We start from the raw sequence: 19699 nt of genomic DNA, 5'->3' as shown, positions 1-19699 counted from the left end.
CCTGAGTATCATGCTCAGCTGGCGGTCGACGCGGGCCCCTCGGGCACGAGCCGCTGCAGCATCGGGACGAGCGCCCGGAAGGCGAGTGCGCGGTGGCTCAGCTCGTTCTTCTCAGCCGGTGACAGCTCCGCCGCCGTCCGACGCTCGCCGTCCGGGATGAACGCCGGGTCGTACCCGAAGCCGTTCGTCCCGCTCGGCTCCGTCGCGAGGGCTCCGCGCCAGGTGCCGACGGCGACGTGCTCGAACGGCTCCATCCCATCGATCCCAGGCGGCACCACGAGGGCGAGGTGGCAGGCGAACCACGCGGCACGATGCTCCTCGTGCACGTCCCGCAGCTGATCGAGGAGGAGGGCGAGGTTCGCGGTCGAGTCGTGCTGCGAGCCGGCCCAGCGCGCCGAGAAGATACCCGGCGATCCACCCAGGATCTCGACGCCGATGCCGGAGTCGTCGGCGAGCGCGATGGAGCCGGTGTGGGCGGCGGCGACCCGCGCCTTGATCAACGCGTTCTCGCTGAAGGTCGTGCCGTCCTCGACGGGCTCCGGGCCGTCGTAGGCGAGGACCGTGATCCCGGGGACGTCGCGGCTGACGAGCCGCTGGAACTCCTCGACCTTGTGCTGGTTGTGCGTCGCGAGGACGATCTCGACGCCCATCAGCGTCCGAGGGCCTCGAACTGGATGGCCTTGAGCGACGCAGCGCCACCGACGGCGAGGTCGAGCAGGGAGTCGAGTTCGCGGCGGTCGAACGGGGCGCCTTCGGCCGTCCCCTGCACTTCGACGAACGATCCGCCGCCGGTGACGACGACGTTCATGTCGGTCTCGGCACGCACGTCCTCGACGTAGGCGAGGTCGAGCATGGGTACACCGTCGATGATCCCGACCGAGACGGCCGAGACGCTGTCGGTGAGGGGCGACGCCTTCTGCGAGATGAACTTCTTGCCGCGCGCCCACTCGATCGCGTCGGCGAGGGCGACGTAGGCGCCGGTGATCGCCGCCGTGCGGGTGCCACCGTCCGCCTGCAGGACGTCGCAGTCGATGACGATCGTGTTCTCGCCGAGGGCCTTGGTGTCGATCACGGCGCGGAGGCTCCGACCGATGAGTCGCGAGATCTCGTGGGTACGACCGCCGATCTTGCCCTTCACCGCTTCACGGTCCATCCGCTCGTTGGTGGAACGGGGCAGCATCGCGTACTCCGCGGTGACCCAGCCGCGACCCTTGCCGTTCAGCCAGCGCGGCACCCCGTTGGTGAACGAGGCCGTGCAGAGCACCTTCGTCCGGCCGAAGCTGATGAGTGCCGAACCCTCGGCCTGCTCGCTCCAGCCGCGCTCGATCGTGATGGGACGCAGCTGGTCGTTGGTGCGGCCGTCGGCGCGCGCGATGTCACTCATGGATGTGCTCCTCGAACTGGTGGGATGGAAGGTCGATGACGCCGGTCTGGACGAGCGAGACGGTGGAGATCTCCCGGCCCATCAGACGGTTGGCGAGGGCGATGAAGTCGTCGGCACTGCTCCCGGTCGCCTCGTACCGGTGGGTGGCGGGTTCGCTGCTGTCGCGCAGCAGGTCACGGGTGACGAGCACGCGGTAGACGTCGTTCGCGGTCTCGGTGTCACTCGAGACGAGCGACACCTGCGGACCCATCACGTAGCTGATCGCGCCCTTGAGGAAGGGGTAGTGGGTGCATCCGAGGACGACGGTGTCGACGCCGGCGTGCCGGAGCGGCGCCAGGTACTCCTCAGCGGCCTCGAGGAGGTCGGGGCCGGTCGTGACGCCGGCCTCCACGAACTCGACGAACCGGGGGCAGGCCTGGCCGAACACCGTCAGCTCGGGATTGACCTCGAACAGGTCCTGATACGCCCGCGAGTTGATCGTGCCCTCGGTCCCGATGACGCCGATGCGCCCGTTCCTCGTGCTCCGGACCGCGGTCCGGACGGCGGGCTGGATCACCTCGACCACGGGGACCGAGTAGCGTTCGCGGGCATCGCGGAGCATCGCCGCCGATGCGGTGTTGCAGGCGATCACCAGCATCTTCACGCCCTGGTCGACGAGCGAGTCGAGGACCTCGAGCGAGTATCGCCGCACGTCGGCGATGGGCTTCGGGCCGTAGGGCGAGTGGGCCGTGTCGCCGATGTAGATCACGGACTCGGCGGGGAGCTGGTCGCTGACCGCTCTCGCCACCGTGAGTCCGCCGACGCCGGAGTCGAAGATGCCGATGGGTGCGTCGTTCACGATGACCCAGCCTACCGCCCCTGCCGATGGACGTCGCTGACCGACCGATCACCACGTTCCGAGCACGCTCGCGGCTAGGCTGAACGGGTGCACGAGTCCTCAGCTCTCCTCACCGACCGATACGAACTCACGATGCTGGACGCCGCCCTCCACCGCGGCACCGCGGATCGGGAGTGCCTGTTCGAGCTGTTCGCCAGACGCCTCTCCGGCGGCCGCCGCTACGGCGTCGTGGCCGGCACGGGCCGATTCCTCGAACTGCTCAAGCACTTCCGCTTCGGTGAATCGGAACTCGAGTGGCTGCGCGACGAGGGCGTCGTCAGCACGACGGCGCTCGACTGGCTCGCCGACTACCGCTTCTCGGGATCGATCTGGGGCTACCGCGAGGGCGAGGCCTTCTTCCCCGGTTCGCCGATCCTGGTCGTGGAGGGCACGTTCGCCGAAGCCGTCATCCTCGAGACCCTGGCGCTCAGCGTGTTCAACTACGACAGCGCCGTCGCCACGGCCGCCGCGCGCATGACCTCAGCGGCGGGCAGCCGTCCCCTGGCCGAGATGGGCTCCCGTCGGACGGGCGAGCGGTCGGCCATCGCCGCAGCCCGGGCAGCGTACATCGCCGGCTTCAGCGCCACCTCGAACCTCGAGGCCGGACGCAGCTGGGGCATCCCGACGATGGGGACGGCCGCGCACTCCTTCACCCTCCTGCACGACTCCGAGGAGGACGCCTTCCGAGCCCAGATCGACACGATGGGCGCCGGGACCACGCTGCTCGTCGACACCTACGACATCGAGGAGGCCGTGCGACTCGGCGTACGCATCGCCGGCCCGGAGCTGGGAGCCGTACGCATCGACTCCGGTGATCTGCCGATCGTCGTCGACCAGGTCCGCCGCCTCCTCGACGAGCTCGGCGCCACGTCGACCCGCATCACGGTCACCAACGACCTCGACGAGCACGCCGTCGCGGCCCTGGCCGCGTCCCCGGTCGACTCCTACGGCGTCGGCACCTCCGTGGTCACCGGCTCCGGCTCCCCCGCCATGGGCATGGTCTACAAGCTCGTCGCGCACCGCGACGACCAGGGCGACTGGATCAGCGTCGCGAAGAAGTCCGCGGAGAAGGCGACCGTCGGCGGCCGCAAGACCGCTGCGCGCGCCTACGACCGGCACGGGGTCGCCCGCGAGGAGCGCATCTACCTCGGCGACGGACCTGCGGGCGAACACGAGGGTGCGGCCGACGCCGCGTCGGAACGCCCCCTGATGGTCCAGCTCGTCGAAGGCGGACTCGTGGACGAGCAGTACCTCGGCGCCGCGGGGACGCGTCAGGCGAGGGAACACCGGGCACAGGCGGTGGCGGAACTGCCACCTCGGGCCGTCAGCCTCACCCGCGGCGACCCGGTGCTTCCGACCGTCTACCTCGAAGGCTGACCGCGGCGACGCGTTCGAGCGTCGACCGCGGTGCGCTCCAGCGTCAGTCGCGGAGGAGCTTCTCGTAGATCTCCTTGCAGGCCGGGCAGATCGGGAACTTCTCGGGGTCGCGACCCGGCGTCCACTTCTTGCCGCAGAGCGCCTTCACCGGCTTGCCACTCAACGCCGACTCGAGGATCTTCTCCTTCTTGACGTAGTGCGAGAACCGCTCGTGATCGCCGGGCTCGATGTTCTCGCTCTCGATCAGCTCCTCGAGCTCACGATCCATGATCGCCGTGCTCCCACCGTCGGGCGTGCCACCGGGATCGATCGTGCTCATCTGCTGCTTCGTGCTGTCATGCTGCGCCATGGCTCCATGGTACCGCCGGACGGCACCCGGGTCTCCTGCGGGCGGATCCGGTCGCGGGCGGCTGGTCAGTGCGAGCTGGCGAAGCCGACGATCTCGGGGCTGCGACGGTCGAAGACGCGACCGCCGGCGAAGATCCCGATCGCGAGGACCAGGATGCCGGTGCCCGCACCGACCGCGAGAGCCCCGAAGTTCCAGTTCGGCTCACCGGTGAGCCCGAGCACGGCCAACCAGCCGGCGGGAATCGTGAGCAGGACCGTACCGAGCAGGCTGAGGAACTGCGCGGACATGCCGCTGCTGCCCGGCACCTGCGGCTGCTGGAACGGGCTGTCGCCGGGAAGCGACGTCGGGTACGGGAACCGCGCGGACACGAAGCTCGCGATACCGGCACCGCTGAACAACAGGCACGTGCTCACCCCGATCATCGACGGCAGGGCGTCCCAGTCGCCGTAGAACAGGATGCTCAGCGTCGACCCGACCGCGATGAGCGGGATACCGATGAGGAGCACCGGGAAGAGCCGGCCGATCCGGTCCGATCGTCCGCGGACCCCCGAGGCGACGTGCAACCAGACCGCGGTCGAATCGAAGGCGAGGTCATTGTGCAGGAGCCAGCCGAGGAACCAGCACACGACCGGAAGTGGGACGAGTGCGAGGACGTTCATCGGGATGCCGGCGACGAGCATGGGCACGAAGAAGATGAAGGGCGCGATCGGGATGATCACGAGGGAGACGAGGTACCGCGGGTCGCGCAGCCAGTAGGTCATGCTCCGAGCGGCGATGGCTCCGGACGGGGAACCGGGGAGCAGGTCGAACCAACCCAGGCCGGTGCTGTCGCGGCCCGTCCCGAGGCGTTCCGGCGTCACGAGCAGTCGGGCGACGAACGCCTGCCAGGCGAACCAGAGCAGGGCGATGGTCGCCGCGGTGAGCAGTAGCTTGACGATCGCGGGCGCGATGCCGCCGAGTGCGGCATCACCGGGGAACGACCAGACGGCGCCGAGCGGGGTCCAACTGAGGATGTCAGCGACCCGGCCGAGGACGGCGAATCCGTCGCGCTGCCAGTCCACGGTGGTGAGGGCGATGATCGCCGGGGCCACGGCGATGATGAGCACCAGCCCGAGGACACCCATGACCTCCTTGGCGCGACGCGTCGACAGGAGGCTCGCGGAGATCGAGGTGGCGATCCGGGCCAGGAGCGCGCAGAGCAGCACGCCGAGAACCGCGGAGACCACGGCGAGGACGGCGGGCAGCGGCGACCGCGACCAGGTGACCACCGACGAGGCCGCGAGGACGGCGAGGACGAGCGACGGCACCGACACGAGCGCTGTCACGAGTAGGCCTGCGGACAGGGTGCGGTTGGGCAGCCCGAAGAGCGAGAACGCCCGAGGATCCAGCTGATCGTCGACACCGAAGACGAGCGGAAGGATGATGAACCCCAGGACGACGGCCGATCCGGCCAACACGAGCAGGTTGCGGGTGACCTCCGGATCGCCACCGCGCAGCGCGACGAGACCGGTGCTCGCGAGCACGACGATCCACACGCCGACCGCGATCGCGAGGACGAGCCCGACCAGTCGCCAGGGGCTGCGGCGGAACGCGTTGAGCGTCAGCTGCAGTTTCAGTCGGAGAAGCTGTGCAACCATTCCATTCCCTCTGCCGACTTGCGGCCCCCGGCGAGCTCGACGAACCGCTCCTCGAGCGTGCCCGTTCCGCGCACCTCGTCGACGGACCCGGCGGCCAGCACCTTGCCCTGGACGATGATGGCCACGTGATCGCACACGCGCTGAATGAAGTCCATGCCGTGGCTCGAGAGCACGACGGTTCCGCCGTTGGCGACGTACCGCTGGAGGATCTCGATGACGTTCGCCGCGGAGACCGGGTCGACCGACTCGAACGGCTCGTCGAGGATGAGGAGACGCGGCGAGTGGATGAGTGCGGCTGCCAGCGCGATCTTCTTCGTCATGCCCGCCGAGTAGTCGGAGACGAGACGACCGAGCGCGTCGTCGAGACCGAAGGCACGAGCCAGATCGGCGGTCCGCGACTTCACGGTCGCGGGGTCGAGCCCCCGCAGGACACCGGAGTAGTACAGGAGCTGGCTGCCGGTCAGGCGGTCGAAGAGCCGCAGCCGGTCGGGCAGCACACCGATCGCCCGCTTGGCCTCGGCGGGATCCTGCCAAACGTCGACGCCCTGGACGGTGATCGACCCGGCGTCAGGACGGAGGAGACCCGTGACCATGGACAGCGTGGTGGTCTTGCCGGCGCCGTTGGGCCCGACGATGCCGTAGAAGGAGCCCCGGCGGACCTCGAGGTCGACGCCGTCGACCGCGACCGTGTCGCCGAACTGCTTGACGAGTCCCGAGATCGACAGGACGACGGGATGGGCGTCGTCGTCGGCAGCCTCGGTGCGCTGCGCCGTCGTCGCTGCGGGCGACGAGGTGGCGGCGGACGGCGGGGTCGACGCGGGACGGCCGACAGGACGCTTGGGGGCTGCCGCCGGAGCGATGACCTCCTCCTGCGGAGGCGCCACCGACACGGACTCCGACGGTGACGGCGCCGTCTGCCGGGCCGTGTCGTCCGCAGCCTGCTCGGCAGTGGATGACGCGGTCGTCGGGGTCTCGGTCTGCGTGTCGTCGGACCGAGGCTCATCGACGGCGATCCGGTCGACGACCTCCGGGGACGGCTGTTCGGTCGGGGGCGACGTCGCCGTCCGGTCGACCGATCCGGGTGCGCTCACCTCGTCGAGCACGCCGGCCGCCGCGGCTGCCGTCTGTTCGGTCTGCTTCGCGGCGCTGGTGCGCGCCGGTGTGCGCTTGGCCGGCGTCCGGGCCGTCGTGGACTTCGTCGTCGAGGTCCGGGCGGTGGTCGTCTTGGCGCCTGCGGCCTTGGTCGCCGGCTTCGCGGCTGCGGGGCGCGCCGTCGTCGACCTGGGCGTCTTCGGGGCGGTGGTCGTCTCGGCCGACTCAGTGCTCTCCGCGTTACCGGCTGCAGCGGCCGACTTCGCGGACGTGCGCTTCGCGGCGGTGGTGCGCGTCGTCGTCGACTTGGTGGCCGTGGTCTTCGCCGCCGAGGTCCGAGCGGTCGTCGAGCGTGCCGTGGTCGTCTTGGGTGCCGGTGTGGTCGCGTCCCCGGACTCGCCCGAGGTCTCGCTCGCCGACGTGGTGCGGGTGCGGGGCGTGCTCGGCCGCTTCGCCGGGGCCTTCGCCGTTCCGGAAGCCCGAGGCGTCGTCGAGCGGGGTGCGCGCTTCGGTGCCGTCGGCGTTGCGGCACCCTGATCGTCGGAAGCGGTCGTCGGCGCAGGTGCACCAGCGGCGTCGGCGGGGTTCGGCGTGCCCGGACTCGTCGACGTGCCGTCGGCAGGCGCGGGCTGCTGAGCGGGATCTGGCGGAGTCGTGGAAGTCACCAAGCAAACCTACCAACAGCGGCGGCCGCAGCGGACAGCGGAGTCTCAGGATGAACGGTTGACACATCTCCCCCAAGCTGTGTAAACGCCGGGTGGTCGATCACAAAACGACAACGGACCCTGGGAACCCCTGACAGACGGAGTTCACCGCGGCTAGCCTGTATTTTGGCATAACGGAGTGTCTTTCAATGCACGTCTTGGTTAATCCTCGGTGAATCGTCCACAGCCTCGTGGCACCGCGTGATTCCATACCCACACTGAGGAGAACAACGTGACCACCCAGGTAGTGATCCTTGCCGCAGGGATGGGCAGCCGTCTCGGCCGCTCGCTTCCCAAGCCCCTGACCGAGCTCAGCGACGGCCGCACCATCATGCAGCAGCAGTTCGACAACATCCACCACGCGTTCGGAGCGAGCGCCAAGGTGACGATCGTCGTCGGCTACAAGCTCGAGCACATCATCGAGGCCTTTCCCGACGCCTCCTTCGTCTACAACGAGCAGTACGACCAGACCAACACCTCGAAGAGCCTCATGCGCGCCCTCGCCGCGTCTCAGGTCGGCGGCGTGCTCTGGATGAACGGCGACGTCGTCTTCGACCCGGCCGTCCTCGACCGCGCGGCCGCGATGATCGCCAAGGACCGTTCGTTCGTGACCGTCAACACCTCCAAGGTGTCCGACGAAGAGGTCAAGTACACGACGAGCGCCGAGGGCTACATCAAGGAGCTCTCGAAGACCGTCGTCGGCGGGCTGGGCGAGGCCGTGGGCATCAACTACATCTCGTCGCAGGACAAGACGATGCTGCACCGCTACCTGACCAAGGTCGGCGACCAGGACTACTTCGAGCGCGGCATCGAGCTCGCCATCGAGCGCGAAGGCATGCTCGTCGAGCCGGTCGACATCTCCGACCTCTACGCGGTCGAGGTCGACTTCGCCGAGGACCTCGAGCGCGCGAACCTGTTCGTCTGAGCATCCCGTCCACACCGCACCCGAACGCCGTCCCGACGCTGAGCGTCGCGGGCGGCGTTCCTGCGTCGCCTCGATAAGGTTGGTCACGTGAGTTCTTCTGCTGAAACGCGGCCAAGGATGTCGCGTTCGGCGAGGTATCGCCACGCGCTCTGGATCCTGACCGTCCGAGACCTGCGTGTGCGCTACTCGACGAGCGCGCTCGGCTACGTGTGGTCCATCCTCGACCCCCTCGTCATGAGCGGGATCTACTGGTTCGTCTTCACGCAGGTGTTCCGACGCGATGTCGGCGAGGAACCGTACATCGTGTTCCTCCTCGCCGCCCTGCTGCCGTGGATGTGGTTCACGGGCTCGGTGTCCGACAGCACGCGCGCCTTCCTGCGCGAGGCGAAGCTCGTGCGTTCGACGACGATCCCCCGGACCATCTGGGTGAATCGGATCGTGCTGTCGAAGGGCATCGAGTTCCTCGCGGCGCTCCCGGTCCTCGCGGCCTTCGCGATCTTCAGCGGCGCGCAGGTGAACCTCGACATCGTGCTGTTCCCGCTCGCCATCGTCATCCAAGCCGTCCTGACCATCGGGCTCTGCCTGATCGTCGCTCCGCTCGTCGTGTTCTTCCGCGATCTCGAGCGAGCCGTCAAGCTCATCCTGCGGTTCATGTTCTATGCGACGCCGATCATCTACAGCACGACGGCGCTGCCCGACAAGATCGAGCCCTTCGCGGCGTTCAACCCGCTCAGCGGCATCTTCGCGCTGTACCGTTCCGCGTTCTTCCCACAGGAACTCAACTGGCACCTCGTGGGCGTGTCAGCCGCCATGTCGGCAGTGATCCTCGCGGTCGGTCTCCTCGTCTTCAAGCGCTGCGAGCGCTCCGTACTGAAGGAGATCTGATGCCCACAGGTAACGCAACCGCCGGTCGACCGGCGATCTCGGTCGCCGACGCAGGCATCCGGTTCCGGCGCAACCGCGGCGGTCGGCGAAGTTTCAAAGACCTCTTCGCCGGTCGCGACCGTCGCTCGAAGCCGGGCGAGTTCTGGCCCCTGCGCCACGTCTCCTTCGATGTCGCCCCCGGCGAGGCGATCGGCGTCGTCGGTCGGAACGGTCAAGGCAAGTCGACGCTGCTCAAGCTCGTCGCGGGCGTCGTGCTGCCCGACGAGGGCACCATCGGTGTGCGTGAGGGTGTCGCACCGCTCATCGAGATCACCGGCGGCTTCGTCAACGACCTGACGGTCCGCGACAACGTGTACCTGACGGCCGGCCTCCACGGCATGTCGCGCCGCGAGATCGACGGACGGTTCGACGACATCATTGCGTTCGCCGAGATAGCGGACTTCATCGACACCCCGTACAAGCACCTCTCGAGCGGGATGAAGGTGCGCATCGCCTTCGCGGTGATCGCGCAGCTCGAAGAGCCGATCATCCTCGTCGACGAGGTCCTCGCCGTCGGCGACCGGGCGTTCCGCGAGAAGTGCTACCGGCGCATCGAGGAACTCCTCGAGGGCGGGCGGACCCTGTTCTTCGTCTCGCACAACGAGAAGGACCTCAGGCGGTTCTGCACGAGGGGCCTCTACCTCGACAAGGGTTCGCTCGTGCTCGACGCCCCGATCGACGACGTGCTCGACCGCTACAACGCCGACTACAACAGCTGAGGTCCGCCAGCAAGCGTCAGTCGACCCGCAGTGGGTCGACGTAGACTGGCCGCCCCGCCCACGAGGAGGTCGTCATGACCGGACCGCAGCAGGGACCCGTTCCGGGTCCCGCCCAGTTCCCCACCGCCGCAGCACAGCAGCCCATGCTGCCCGAGCCGGGATGGGTGCGGGCGCTCGATCGACTGCTCTGGGTCCAGCGACCGGTGGTCGTGGCGCACATCCGCTCGATCCGGCGGATGTACCCGAACGCGACGGCCGACCAGCTCATCCGCGTCCTGGAGCGCCGGTACCTCACGACGGTGACGACGACGGGAGCCGCCGTCGGCGCGACCGCCGTGGTCCCGGCGATTGGGACGGCGACGACACTTGCGCTCTCCGGTGTCGAGACGGCGGGGTTCCTCGAGGCGACCGCCCTGTTCGCCCAGTCGGTCACCGAGGTCCACGGCATTGCCCTGGCGGATCCGATGCGATCCCGCGCGCTCGTCATGACCATGATGCTCGGCAAGGCCGGAACCGACCTCCTGCGCAACTTCGGATCCCAGGCGGCCGGCAAGGGAGTCCCGCGGCAGGCGTTCTGGGGCCAGACGATCACGCAGGGTCTGCCGTCGATGATCGTGGGTCCCGTCGCCGACCAGCTGCGGGTGCGCTTCGTGAAGCACTTCGCGGCGAGCGGCAGCGCCGGCGTCATCGGCAAGGCGCTCCCCTTCGGCGTCGGAGCGGCCGTCGGCGGTATCGGCAACCACATGCTGGGCCGACAGGTCGTCCGTGCCGCTCGCCAGGCGTTCGGACCGGCGCCGTTCGTCGTCCCGCTCGATCTCGAACCGCGGATGCGGGCCGTCTCCGGCCAGTCCGGCCTCGGGAAGATCCGCGACCAGGTGTTCCGACGCCGGAAGCACCTGACCATCGAGTCAGGCGGCGATGCGGCCGTCGGCGACGGGACCGAGCAGCGCCCCTGACCGCCTGAGGCGGGTTCCGGGTCGGTCCCGACCGAGCCGCCCAGGATGCGGCATCTCTCCAGGTCCATCGCGTACCGTCGGAGGGTGAGACTTCCCTTCCTGCGCCGCCCCCAGAAGCCGTTCCCGGAAGGTCGCCACTTCGCGGTGACCTGGGGCCTGTCAGACGACTTCGGCGGCATGACCGAGGCGATGCTCCAGCGCTCCCGCGCGTTCATCCGACTGGCAGACACCCCGGTCGACGTCCTCACCTTCGACCACCGACCGGACTACCCCGAGTTGGAGTCGCGGCTGCGTACGCGCGGAGACCTGATCGACGGCCTCCGGGTCGTCAACCTCTGGGACTGGCTGCGCGACAACCCGCTGCCAGGTGGTTCCCTCGACCTGGCGCGCCACGGGTTCACCCCGCTCCCCCTCGACGACGTCGGCACGGAACGACGCCGCGGTGATGCCGTCCTCAGCCGCGAGCGACACGACGACGCGGGTCAGATCCTGCAGGTGGACGTCTACCGAGCCGACGGCACCCTGCTCCTGTCCGACCGCCGCGACACGCGTGAACGGGGCATGAAGGGCGGCCGCTCGGTCGTCCTCTGCGACGAGGAGGGTAGCCCCATCCGGTCCTGGGGACGCATCTGGTCCCTGTACCGCGCCTGGTTCGACGCGCTCACCGCGGGCGCACCGGCCTGGATGATCGTCGACAGCAAGACCATCGCCCCGTTCGTCCTGAGCTACCGGAAGCGCAACGTCGTCACCGCGCACGTCGTGCACGCCTCGCACCTCCAGGGCACGGAACGGCCACACGGCCGGCTGCGGGAGTCGCGGCGAGCGGTGTTCGAGGCGCTCGACGACTTCGACCTCGTCGCGCTCCTCAGCGATCGACAGCTCGCGGACGTGACGACCATGCTGGGCGAGCACGCCTCGCTCAGTGTCATCCCGAACTCGCGCGAACTCGTCGCCCCGGAGGTCGCACGCGCGCTTCGGCCTCGCAGCCGCGGGATGTTCCTCGGCTCGCTCACGGCTCGCAAGCGGCCGGCGCACGCGATCCGCGCCGTCCTCGCCGCCACGTCCACGGACGGGCCTCCCCCGACGCTCGACGTCTACGGCGGCGGCGAGCTGCTCGACGAACTGCAGTCGCTCCTCATCGCCGAAGACCCGGAGCACCGCGTCGTCCTCCACGGCTACGACCGCTCCGCCCGGCAGCAGCTCGGCTCGGGTTCGTTCCTCGTGATGACCTCGACCTCGGAGGGCTTCCCGCTCGTGCTCATCGAGGCGATGGCAGCCGGGTGTCTTCCCATCGTGGTCGACGTCCCCTACGGGCCGGCCGACATCGTCCGCGACGGTTGGAACGGGTACCTCGTGCCGTCCGCGGAACCGGCCGTCGTGTCCGCCGCCATCGAGCGCCTGCTCGCCCTTCCTGAAGCCGAGGTCGACGCGATGCGTCGCAACGCCAGAACGACCGCGGAGCAATACGACGACGAAGCCGTCACCCGTCGGTGGGCTCAGGAGTTGCACGCGGCCGCTCGTCGGAAGAAGCGGAACGCGCTCGTCCCTCGCGTCGGCTGAGCATCCGGGAGCGCACCGCCGCGACCCCCGTCTGCACCCCTCGGCCGACGCGGCGCGCCAGGCCATGGGACGGACGCTCGACGAGCTGGAAGAATCCGGCGGCGATCAGCAGGCTGAGTGGTACGCCCACGATGCCGACCAGCCACCAGCGCTCGTCGCCGAACGAGAAGGCGAGCGTCGCCAGGATCGGGGCGTGCACGAGGTACAGGCTGAACGACACCTTCCCGAGCCAGAGAACGGGTCGCGCCTCCAGGAGGCGCCGGGCGAACGGGCTTCCGATGGCGACGACGATGAGGCCGGCCGCGCCCACGCCCGACAGACCCCAGAGCGCCTGACCCAGCGTGGAGGAGGACTCGACGTACGGTCGGGAGAGCCAGCTCGCGACGAGCAGGAGCGCGGACCCGCCCGTGAGCAACGCCCACTGCAGGGGCGGGACCGATCCGCCGCCCAGGCGCGGAGGTCGTCGAGTCTGACGGCGATCAGCGTGCCGATGAAGAAGGCCGGCAGGTACACGGCGGCGTCCATCCCGGCGACCCGCCCGAGCACCATGACCACGGCCATCAGTGCGGCGACCGGCCACGCCCAGCGACGCAGCAACCGTGCGAGCAGGACGGCGACCGGGAGGAGGAGGGTGAAGATCAGCTCCCAGCGCAGCGACCACAGGGTGTTCACCAGGTCGTAGCTCACCGGCGTCAGGGTCGCCTCCGTCAGGAGGTGCAGGGGGTCGACGCTCGTCGCGTTCGCATTCGCGATCCACTCACCGGTGGTCACCGAGGCGGGATCCCTGGGGATGAGCAGGATGAGTGCGGCGGCGAACAGCAGTGAGCCCCAGACGGGGAGGTACAGGCGCACGAATCGGGCGGCGAAGAACCCCGGCCAGCTCGCGCCGCCTCGCAACAGGGGTAGCGCGACGACGAGACCACTCAGGACGAAGAACACCTGCACCGCCTCGGTGCCGGCGAAGAGCAGCTTCAGTGGTGTCTCGGTCGCGATGTCCCAGGCGGGCTCCGAGATCCGGCCCGTCGCGAAGGGTCGTGCGAGCAACGACACATGGTAGAGCACCACGACGACGCTGGCGACACCACGGACTCCGTCGAGGGAGGCCAGTCGCCCGGAGGACGGATTCACCTGCCCGACCCTACGCGGTTCTCCTGGGCGCGGACTCAACGGCTCAGGGCGCCTCAGGCGCGTCCTTCGTCGTCGTCATCCTCGTCTTCGTCCTCATCGTCCTCATGCTCGTCGAGCTCCGGCCGGCCATCGGCGTGCGCGAGTGCGAACCGTTCCCATTCCGACATCAGATGCTCGATGGCGCTGTGGAACCTCGCCGTCGTCACCCCGGGCGTCGTGTCGCCGAAGTAGTACTCGACCCAGTGCTGCAGTCGCGCGACCGTCTCGGGATCACCGAGGAGCCGGTCCACTCCGTCGACGATGTCCGCGGCGTCCGAGGCATCGAGCCATTCGCACGCCGAGAGGTACCCTCCGGTGTCGACCTCCGCCTCCGGGTTCACGGGACGGGTGATCATGAGCGGCTTCCCGCTCGCGAGGCGGTCGTAGACCATCGCGGAGATGTCGACGATCGCCGCGTCCGCTGCCGCCAGCTGCCACCCGAGGTCGGCACCCGTGTCGACGACGTGCTGGGCCGAGGCGTCCGCTCGGTTCGCCTCCTGGAGCGCGGCCATGATCTCGCGGTTCGCGCTCGCGTACGCCGGATCGACGACACCGCTCCTCGGGTGCGGGCGGTACACGACCCGGTGCCGCCCGGTCGCGATGAGCGCTCGGACGAGGGCCACGCCGTGGCTCGCGATCGAGCCGTACGCCGCGGCCGCGCGGTCGCCCTCCCAGGTGGGCGCGTACAGGACCACGGTCCGCTCATCGGGCGTGTACGGCAGTTCGCCCGAGTAGTGGTCCGCCTGCGGGCGGCCGATCATGATCGCGCGCTTGTCGAAGTCGTAGTCCCAGAGCACCCGCTCCAGCCGGTTCCTCGCCGCCTGGCCGGCGATGAGGCTGTAGTCGTAGGCCTTGAACTGGTTCGTGGTCATGTACATCTTGTCGCTCTCGCCATGGTTGACGAAGACGTGCCAGCGGGAGCCGTAGCGGAACATCTGGAAGTTCTTGGCGTTCTGGTTGACGTACAGCACGACGCGGATGTCCTGTTCGGCCAGCGTGCGCTCGAGGGCGACGACCGTCCGGACGTAGGCCGTCGGGATCGGCGACTCCTCGAACAGCTTCGCCGCAGCCGTCGCACCGCGGCTGAGGATGAGCACGGGCCACTGCTTCGACAGTTCGGCGAGGGGCCGGTACCACTGCCGGATCTGGTACATGTTGACGGCACCGTCCGCGAAGTACACGGCCACCTTGTAGCGCCCCGGCTCGATCACGGGAGCCGCCTGCATCTGCGCCGCGAGGACGGCTCTGGCCCGGCGGTTGGCGAGCAGGTCCTTGGCGAGCGTGATGGCACGACGACCGTCTCTGATCAGTCCCATGTCAGCTCCAGCATCCGTCAAGCGTAACGACGCCAGGTCACGGTGGGATCACGACGGGTGCCCGCCGCTCAGATGACGGGAGGTCGTCCTGCGCGCGTCATCCGCCAGACCGTCCGCCAGCGCAGTGGGCGACGTTGGCCGGGGTCCGTCCGCCAGCCCTCGCGCCAGCCACCGAACCAGGGGCGGAGGGCCTCCGGCTTCCGCCACCACCGGATCACCTGGATCGCGCTCCAGGAGCCCACGTACAACGGGATGAGCGGCACGGGGAGGTTCCGCCGCGCGAGCCAGACCCGGTTCCGCGCGTTGAGCCGGTAGTAGGCGGTATGCCTCGTCGGTTCGGTCACCGGGTGGTTCGCTTCGAGGGAGGCCTCGTACCAGGCTCGTCTCCCCTGGTCCCAGACCCGCCAGGCGAGCTCGATGCCCTCATGCGCGTAGAAGAACGGGTCTGCCCATCCACCGACGGCGTCGAACACCGACCGCGGCAGCAGGACGGCCGCTTCGAGGCAGGAGAACACGGCGCTGGAATGCCTGGGGTCCTTGTCGCGGGTTCGCGGCACCCAGCGGGACGGCGTCGCTGCACCGTCCGCGTCGGCGAGCCGGGGCTGGATGAGGCCGATGGAGCGGTCCGCGTCGAGCATCGCGATGGCGTCGCGGAGGAACGTGGTGGACGGGATGGTCGCGTCGTCGTCGAGGAAGAAGACGAACTCCCCCTGCACGGCGTCGGCACCACGGTTGCGGCCGGCCGGGATCCCGAGGTTCTCCGACAGGGCCAGGCCTCGAGCGCCGGCCGGAAGTCCGATCGGCTGCCAGCCGTTGCCGACCACGACCACGTCGAGCTCCACCGATTGCTGGGCGAGCACGCTCTCCACGGCTGCGGTGAGCTCGATCGGGCGGGTCCCCTGCGTCAAGACCACGACGCCGACGGAGCGCGTGACCGAGCTCGGGCCGGACATCACGCGTGGAGCCGCTTCGACGAGACGATCGCGATGAAATGCCCGACGAGCGTCAGGAACGCGAGCGGAACGAGGATCGCGAGCACCCAGCGCATCGCCTCGACATCGCCGACGAACAGGCCGACCACGGAAGCGGCGAAGATCACCATGGTGAGCTCGACCGAGTGGAACAGCCGGTGGAACGGGAGGAACCGCGCCACCGTCCGCGCCGTCGCGAGCAGTCCCCCGCGCGGCGCCGACTCCTCGGTCGAGTAGGTGAGTTTCGGCGCCCCGAACCCGGCGCGGGCGACTCGCACCATGTCGTTCAGCGACTTGTTGAGCACGACGAACAGCGCGAGTGCGAATCCGAGGGTGATCCAGACGAGATCTTCGGGCGCATCGACCGGCCACGCGGCGGCACGGATGCCGAGTGCGATCGCGATGAGCGACTCGGTGGAGTAGTGGCCGACCGAGTCCAGGAACGCACCGGCCGGACTCGACGTCCGCCGCCAGCGCGCGACCTCACCGTCGCAGCAGTCGACGAGCATCTGCGTCTGGCCGAGCACGAGCGCGAGGGCCGCACCTCCGAATCCGGGGATGAGGAGCGCGGCGGCCGTGGCCCAGCCGGTCAGGATCATCAGACCCGTCACGCCGTTCGCGCTGATGCTCGTGCGCAGCAGCAACCACGTGACGTACGGCGACAGGTCTCGCAGGTAGAGGTCGGCGGTCCAATGCTCGGCGTTCTTCCGCGCGCGGACCTCCGGCGGTTGCGCCACAGCGCGGAGTTCGGCGATCGTCCGCGGGGGCGTGAGCCTCGGCCCGGTTCCGGCCGTGCTGGGATCCGACATCTAGACCGCCTTCGGTGGATTGCGCAGCGCGGAGATGCCCTTCGCGAGCGAGCCGTAGCCGAGCACGAACCCCGTGCCCCAGCAGAAGTGGATGCACGGCAGGACGGCGAGCATCCAGAGGCTCGTGCGCACCCCGTCCCGCCCGGTGACGACGATGCTCGCGAGCAACACGATGGCCGCGTAGGCGATGGGGGCTGCGAACCCGAGAAGCAGCCACGGTGTCGCTCCCGCTCCCAGCTGGACCAGTCCTCCGAGCCCGAGCAGTGTGCCGAGCACGATGCCGAGCACCAGGACCGGCGGAGCGAAGTACCGGAGCGTGCCGCGGGTGGGGAAGCTCCGGCTGAGCTCGCCGCGCCAGAGCCCGGTGGAGAAGAACTGTCGCGCCAGGGCCCGCATGCTCGCACGCGGGCGGTAGACGACGCGCAACGCGGGCGTGAACCAGACGAGGCCGCCGGCCTGCTTGATCCGGCGGTTGAGCTCCCAGTCCTGTCCGCGTTTGATGCGCTCGTCGAACATGCCCACCCGCATGAGCATCTCGCGGTCGAAGACCCCGAGGTAGACGGTGTCGGCGGGCCCCTCTCGCCCGCCGACGTGGTGGGGTGTGCCACCGAGTCCGACGCGCGAGCCGTACGCCCGTGCCACCGCCTTCTCGAAGCTCGTGCGCCCCTGGGCGTCCATGATGCCGCCGACGTTCTGCGCCCCCGTGCGGAGCATGGTCTCGACCGCGAGTCGCGCGTAGTCGTCGGGCAGCTCCGAGTGGGCGTCAACCCGGATGACGATCGGATGCGTCGACGCGGCGATCGCCAGGTTGAGTCCGGCCGGGGTCGACCCGACGCGGTTCTCCAGCACATGGATGCGCGGGTCGGCCGCCTGGAGCTCTCGGACGAGCTCGGTCGTGCCGTCGATGCTCGGCCCGACGGCGATCGTGATCTCCACGTCGCCGGCGTAGTCCTGCGCCAGGAGGCTGTCGACGGCTGCCCGGACGTGGCGGACGTCGTTCAACACCGGCATCACGTAGGAGACTCCGGGCGACGACGGTGCGTCGGCCTGGCCTGTGTCGTTCGACATGGGGGTTCACTCCGTGTTTCGTTCGATCGAGCCTAGCAGCCGGTCGTCGGGGTGGCCCGGACGCGGAGGACGCCCGCACGGTGGCCGTGCGGGCGTCCTCCGGGGCGTGACGCCCCGGGTGTCAGAGCGCGAGCTCGCCGAGCGTGACCTCGGCGGTCTGCGAGTCGTTGCCGCGGGTGAAGGTGAGCTTCGCCGTCGCCCCCGCCGCGAGCGCCCTCACCTGAGCGGTCAGGTCGTTCGCACCCGTGACCGGGACGCCGTTGAACTCGGTGACGATGTCACCGGACTTCAGACCCGCGGCCTGCGCGGCGCCGTTGTCGGTCACCTTGTCGATGAGCGCGCCGGCGACCGTGCTCTTGGCGTCGCTCGAGGCGTCCTTCACGGTCGCGCCGAGCAGGCCGTGGGTCGCCTTGCCCGTCTTGATGATCTCGTCCGAGACGCGCTTGGCGATGTTCGCCGGGATGGCGAATCCGACACCGATGCTGCCGCTCTGCGACGACGAGTCGGTGCTTCCGGCGCTCGCGATCGCGACGTTGACACCGATGAGCTTGCCGGTGCCGTCGACGAGCGCGCCACCCGAGTTGCCGGGGTTGATCGCCGCGTCGGTCTGGATGACCGCGATGGAGATCGAGGAGGTCGGCGCGGTCGGGGTGGTCTGCCCCGGCACGTCGAAGTTCCACGGGCTCTGGTTGTCCCCGTTCGAGTCGCCGGACCCGCCGTCGTCACTCGATCCGGAGTCCGGGACTGCGGAGGACGCGACGGTGATGCTCCGATTGAGGGCGCTGACGATGCCGTCGGTGACGGTTCCGGCGAGTCCGAGCGGCGCACCGATCGCGACGGCCGTCTCGCCGACGTTGAGCTTGTCGGAGTTCGCGAACTCCATCGGGCTGAGACCCGAGGCGTCCTCGAGCTTGATGACCGCCAGGTCGTAGACCGGGTCCGTGCCGACGATCTTGGCGTTGTACAGCTTGCCGTTCGCATCGGTGACGCGGATGGTCGGGTCGGCGACCTGGCCGTCCAGGGTCACCACGTGCGTGTTCGTCAGGACGTAACCGTCCTTGCTGAGGATGATCCCCGAACCGGTACCGGCGCTCTGCCCGCCCTGGACCGAGAGGGTCACGACGCTCGGCCCGGCTGTCGCGGCGATGGCCGTGGTCAGGCTCACGTCGGCGTCGTCGTTGATGGTGAACGCTTTCGAGCCCGCCTCGTTGCTCGAGACACTCGACTTCGTCGCGTTCGTGACCCAGAGCGTCGCCCCGGCGCCGGACGCTCCTCCGATGAGGGCGCCGACGGCGAGCATCGCGACCATGCCCGCCAGCGGGCGGTTGGTCTTCTTCGTCCGCGCTGCCGGTGGCGTCGGGACGCCGGGGTGCTGCCCGGTCGGCTGCTGGGCGTACGGGGACGCACCGTAGGGACCGTGCTGCTGAGCAGGCTGCGGCTGGGCCGTGGGCTGCTGACCGGTGGGCTGCTGGTAGGCGGCGTACGGGTTCGGCTGCTGCTGACGGGAGAAGGCTGCGGACGGCTGCTGCGGCGCCTGCTGGTACGGCGAGCCCTGCTGGGCCGCGCCGTACGGCTGCGTCGGCTGACCGGTGGGCGGTGCGACCGGTGGCATCGCGGTCGGGGGCGGGAAGTACGCTCCTGTGGTCGACGGCCGTGCCTCGCTCGCGGGAGGCACTGTGCCGCCCGCCTGCTCAGCGGGTGCGGACTGCGGCGCGGTCTCACCGTTCGGGGTGGACTGGGGGTGTTCGGCGGGCTGCTGTCCGTCTGCGGTGTCGGTCATGGCGATTCTGCTCCTTCCAAGCGCAGTCAGCTTCCCGTGCTGAGCTGAGTGTTTCATTCGCGCCCGCTGTGCGCCGGCTAGGGC

At 69.4% G+C, this 19699-nt stretch carries 18 protein-coding genes and 1 pseudogene; 6 read left to right on the top strand and 13 right to left on the bottom strand.

The annotated features are described in order from the left end of the window. Positions 1-14 precede the first annotated feature (14 nt). Genes rdgB through murI form a run of 3 tightly spaced genes read right to left on the bottom strand, consistent with a single transcriptional unit; the run spans position 15 to position 2222 of the window. Positions 15-650 (bottom strand): RdgB/HAM1 family non-canonical purine NTP pyrophosphatase, encoded by a 636-nt coding sequence (gene rdgB, locus FGL15_RS16365; protein ID WP_138946748.1) that lies wholly within the window; start codon positions 648-650, stop codon positions 15-17. After that, entirely contained in the window at positions 650-1384 is a 735-nt protein-coding gene (gene rph, locus FGL15_RS16360) for a ribonuclease PH (protein ID WP_064296204.1), read from the bottom strand. The genes rdgB and rph overlap by 1 nt, the downstream gene beginning before the upstream one ends. Beyond that, positions 1377-2222, bottom strand: a complete 846-nt coding sequence (murI, locus tag FGL15_RS16355) for a glutamate racemase (protein WP_071260977.1) — start codon at positions 2220-2222, stop codon at positions 1377-1379. Before murI ends, rph begins: the two co-directional genes overlap by 8 nt. 87 nt (positions 2223-2309) lie before the next feature. Here murI and FGL15_RS16350 point away from each other — a divergent pair, with 87 nt between their 5' ends. Further along, the gene (locus tag FGL15_RS16350; protein WP_138946747.1) at positions 2310-3638 is read left to right on the top strand and encodes a nicotinate phosphoribosyltransferase; all 1329 of its coding nucleotides are present in this window, start codon (positions 2310-2312) and stop codon (positions 3636-3638) included. A gap of 43 nt (positions 3639-3681) precedes the next feature. On the opposite strand, the gene FGL15_RS16345 is transcribed toward FGL15_RS16350, so the two are convergent. The 3 genes from FGL15_RS16345 to FGL15_RS16335 all read right to left on the bottom strand — a co-directional run bounded on the left by FGL15_RS16345 (position 3682) and on the right by FGL15_RS16335 (position 6514). Next, on the bottom strand, positions 3682-3957 hold the full coding sequence (locus FGL15_RS16345; protein WP_064296346.1) for a DUF3039 domain-containing protein: 276 nt from the start codon (positions 3955-3957) through the stop codon (positions 3682-3684). 95 nt (positions 3958-4052) lie between these two features. After that, positions 4053-5624, bottom strand: a complete 1572-nt coding sequence (locus tag FGL15_RS16340) for a hypothetical protein (RefSeq protein ID WP_138946746.1) — start codon at positions 5622-5624, stop codon at positions 4053-4055. Then, positions 5600-6514 (bottom strand): ABC transporter ATP-binding protein, encoded by a 915-nt coding sequence (locus tag FGL15_RS16335; RefSeq protein WP_370282232.1) that lies wholly within the window; start codon positions 6512-6514, stop codon positions 5600-5602. The genes FGL15_RS16340 and FGL15_RS16335 overlap by 25 nt, the downstream gene beginning before the upstream one ends. A gap of 1138 nt (positions 6515-7652) precedes the next feature. Between FGL15_RS16335 and FGL15_RS16330 the strand changes: the two genes are divergently transcribed. The 5 genes from FGL15_RS16330 to FGL15_RS16310 all read left to right on the top strand — a co-directional run bounded on the left by FGL15_RS16330 (position 7653) and on the right by FGL15_RS16310 (position 12504). Beyond that, the gene (locus FGL15_RS16330; protein WP_138946745.1) at positions 7653-8345 is read left to right on the top strand and encodes an NTP transferase domain-containing protein; all 693 of its coding nucleotides are present in this window, start codon (positions 7653-7655) and stop codon (positions 8343-8345) included. A gap of 117 nt (positions 8346-8462) precedes the next feature. Continuing rightward, positions 8463-9230, top strand: coding sequence for an ABC transporter permease (locus tag FGL15_RS16325; RefSeq protein ID WP_079705574.1), 768 nt, complete (start codon positions 8463-8465; stop codon positions 9228-9230). Next, positions 9230-9988 carry an ABC transporter ATP-binding protein gene (locus FGL15_RS16320; protein WP_138946744.1) on the top strand — a complete coding sequence of 253 codons (759 nt, stop codon included), beginning with the start codon at positions 9230-9232 and terminating at the stop codon, positions 9986-9988. The genes FGL15_RS16325 and FGL15_RS16320 overlap by 1 nt, the downstream gene beginning before the upstream one ends. A gap of 74 nt (positions 9989-10062) precedes the next feature. Then, the gene (locus tag FGL15_RS16315; protein ID WP_138946743.1) at positions 10063-10944 is read left to right on the top strand and encodes a hypothetical protein; all 882 of its coding nucleotides are present in this window, start codon (positions 10063-10065) and stop codon (positions 10942-10944) included. Positions 10945-11028: 84 nt separating this feature from the next. Then, positions 11029-12504 (top strand): glycosyltransferase, encoded by a 1476-nt coding sequence (locus tag FGL15_RS16310; RefSeq protein WP_168223422.1) that lies wholly within the window; start codon positions 11029-11031, stop codon positions 12502-12504. Here FGL15_RS16310 and FGL15_RS21310 read toward each other — a convergent pair. From FGL15_RS21310 to FGL15_RS16280, 7 genes and pseudogenes are all read right to left on the bottom strand, one after another. Next, positions 12425-13084 carry an acyltransferase gene (locus FGL15_RS21310; protein ID WP_255467911.1) on the bottom strand — a complete coding sequence of 220 codons (660 nt, stop codon included), beginning with the start codon at positions 13082-13084 and terminating at the stop codon, positions 12425-12427. The genes FGL15_RS16310 and FGL15_RS21310 overlap by 80 nt on opposite strands. Further along, positions 13012-13554 (bottom strand): annotated as a pseudogene (locus tag FGL15_RS21305) (acyltransferase family protein); the annotation flags it as partial. The pseudogene FGL15_RS21305 and the gene FGL15_RS21310, both read right to left, overlap by 73 nt. Before the next feature lie 131 nt (positions 13555-13685). Continuing rightward, positions 13686-14987 (bottom strand): CDP-glycerol glycerophosphotransferase family protein, encoded by a 1302-nt coding sequence (locus FGL15_RS16300; RefSeq protein ID WP_138946741.1) that lies wholly within the window; start codon positions 14985-14987, stop codon positions 13686-13688. Positions 14988-15055: 68 nt separating this feature from the next. Further along, the gene (locus FGL15_RS16295; protein WP_138946740.1) at positions 15056-15940 is read right to left on the bottom strand and encodes a glycosyltransferase family 2 protein; all 885 of its coding nucleotides are present in this window, start codon (positions 15938-15940) and stop codon (positions 15056-15058) included. Next, positions 15940-16767: a CDP-alcohol phosphatidyltransferase family protein gene (locus FGL15_RS16290; RefSeq protein WP_138946739.1), complete on the bottom strand. Its 828-nt coding sequence runs from the start codon at positions 16765-16767 to the stop codon at positions 15940-15942. Before FGL15_RS16290 ends, FGL15_RS16295 begins: the two co-directional genes overlap by 1 nt. Next, the gene (locus FGL15_RS16285; RefSeq protein WP_138946738.1) at positions 16768-17835 is read right to left on the bottom strand and encodes a glycosyltransferase family 2 protein; all 1068 of its coding nucleotides are present in this window, start codon (positions 17833-17835) and stop codon (positions 16768-16770) included. A 121-nt stretch (positions 17836-17956) separates the two neighbouring features. Next, the gene (locus tag FGL15_RS16280) at positions 17957-19615 is read right to left on the bottom strand and encodes a S1C family serine protease (protein ID WP_138946737.1); all 1659 of its coding nucleotides are present in this window, start codon (positions 19613-19615) and stop codon (positions 17957-17959) included. Between the last annotated feature and the right edge of the window lie 84 nt (positions 19616-19699).

This window comes from Plantibacter sp. M259, from assembly GCF_006065115.1.
In the GTDB taxonomy this organism is placed as follows: Bacteria; Actinomycetota; Actinomycetes; order Actinomycetales; family Microbacteriaceae; genus Plantibacter; species Plantibacter auratus.
The sequence above is the reverse complement of the archived record's forward strand: the minus strand, read 5'-3'. Positions and strand labels throughout refer to the sequence as shown.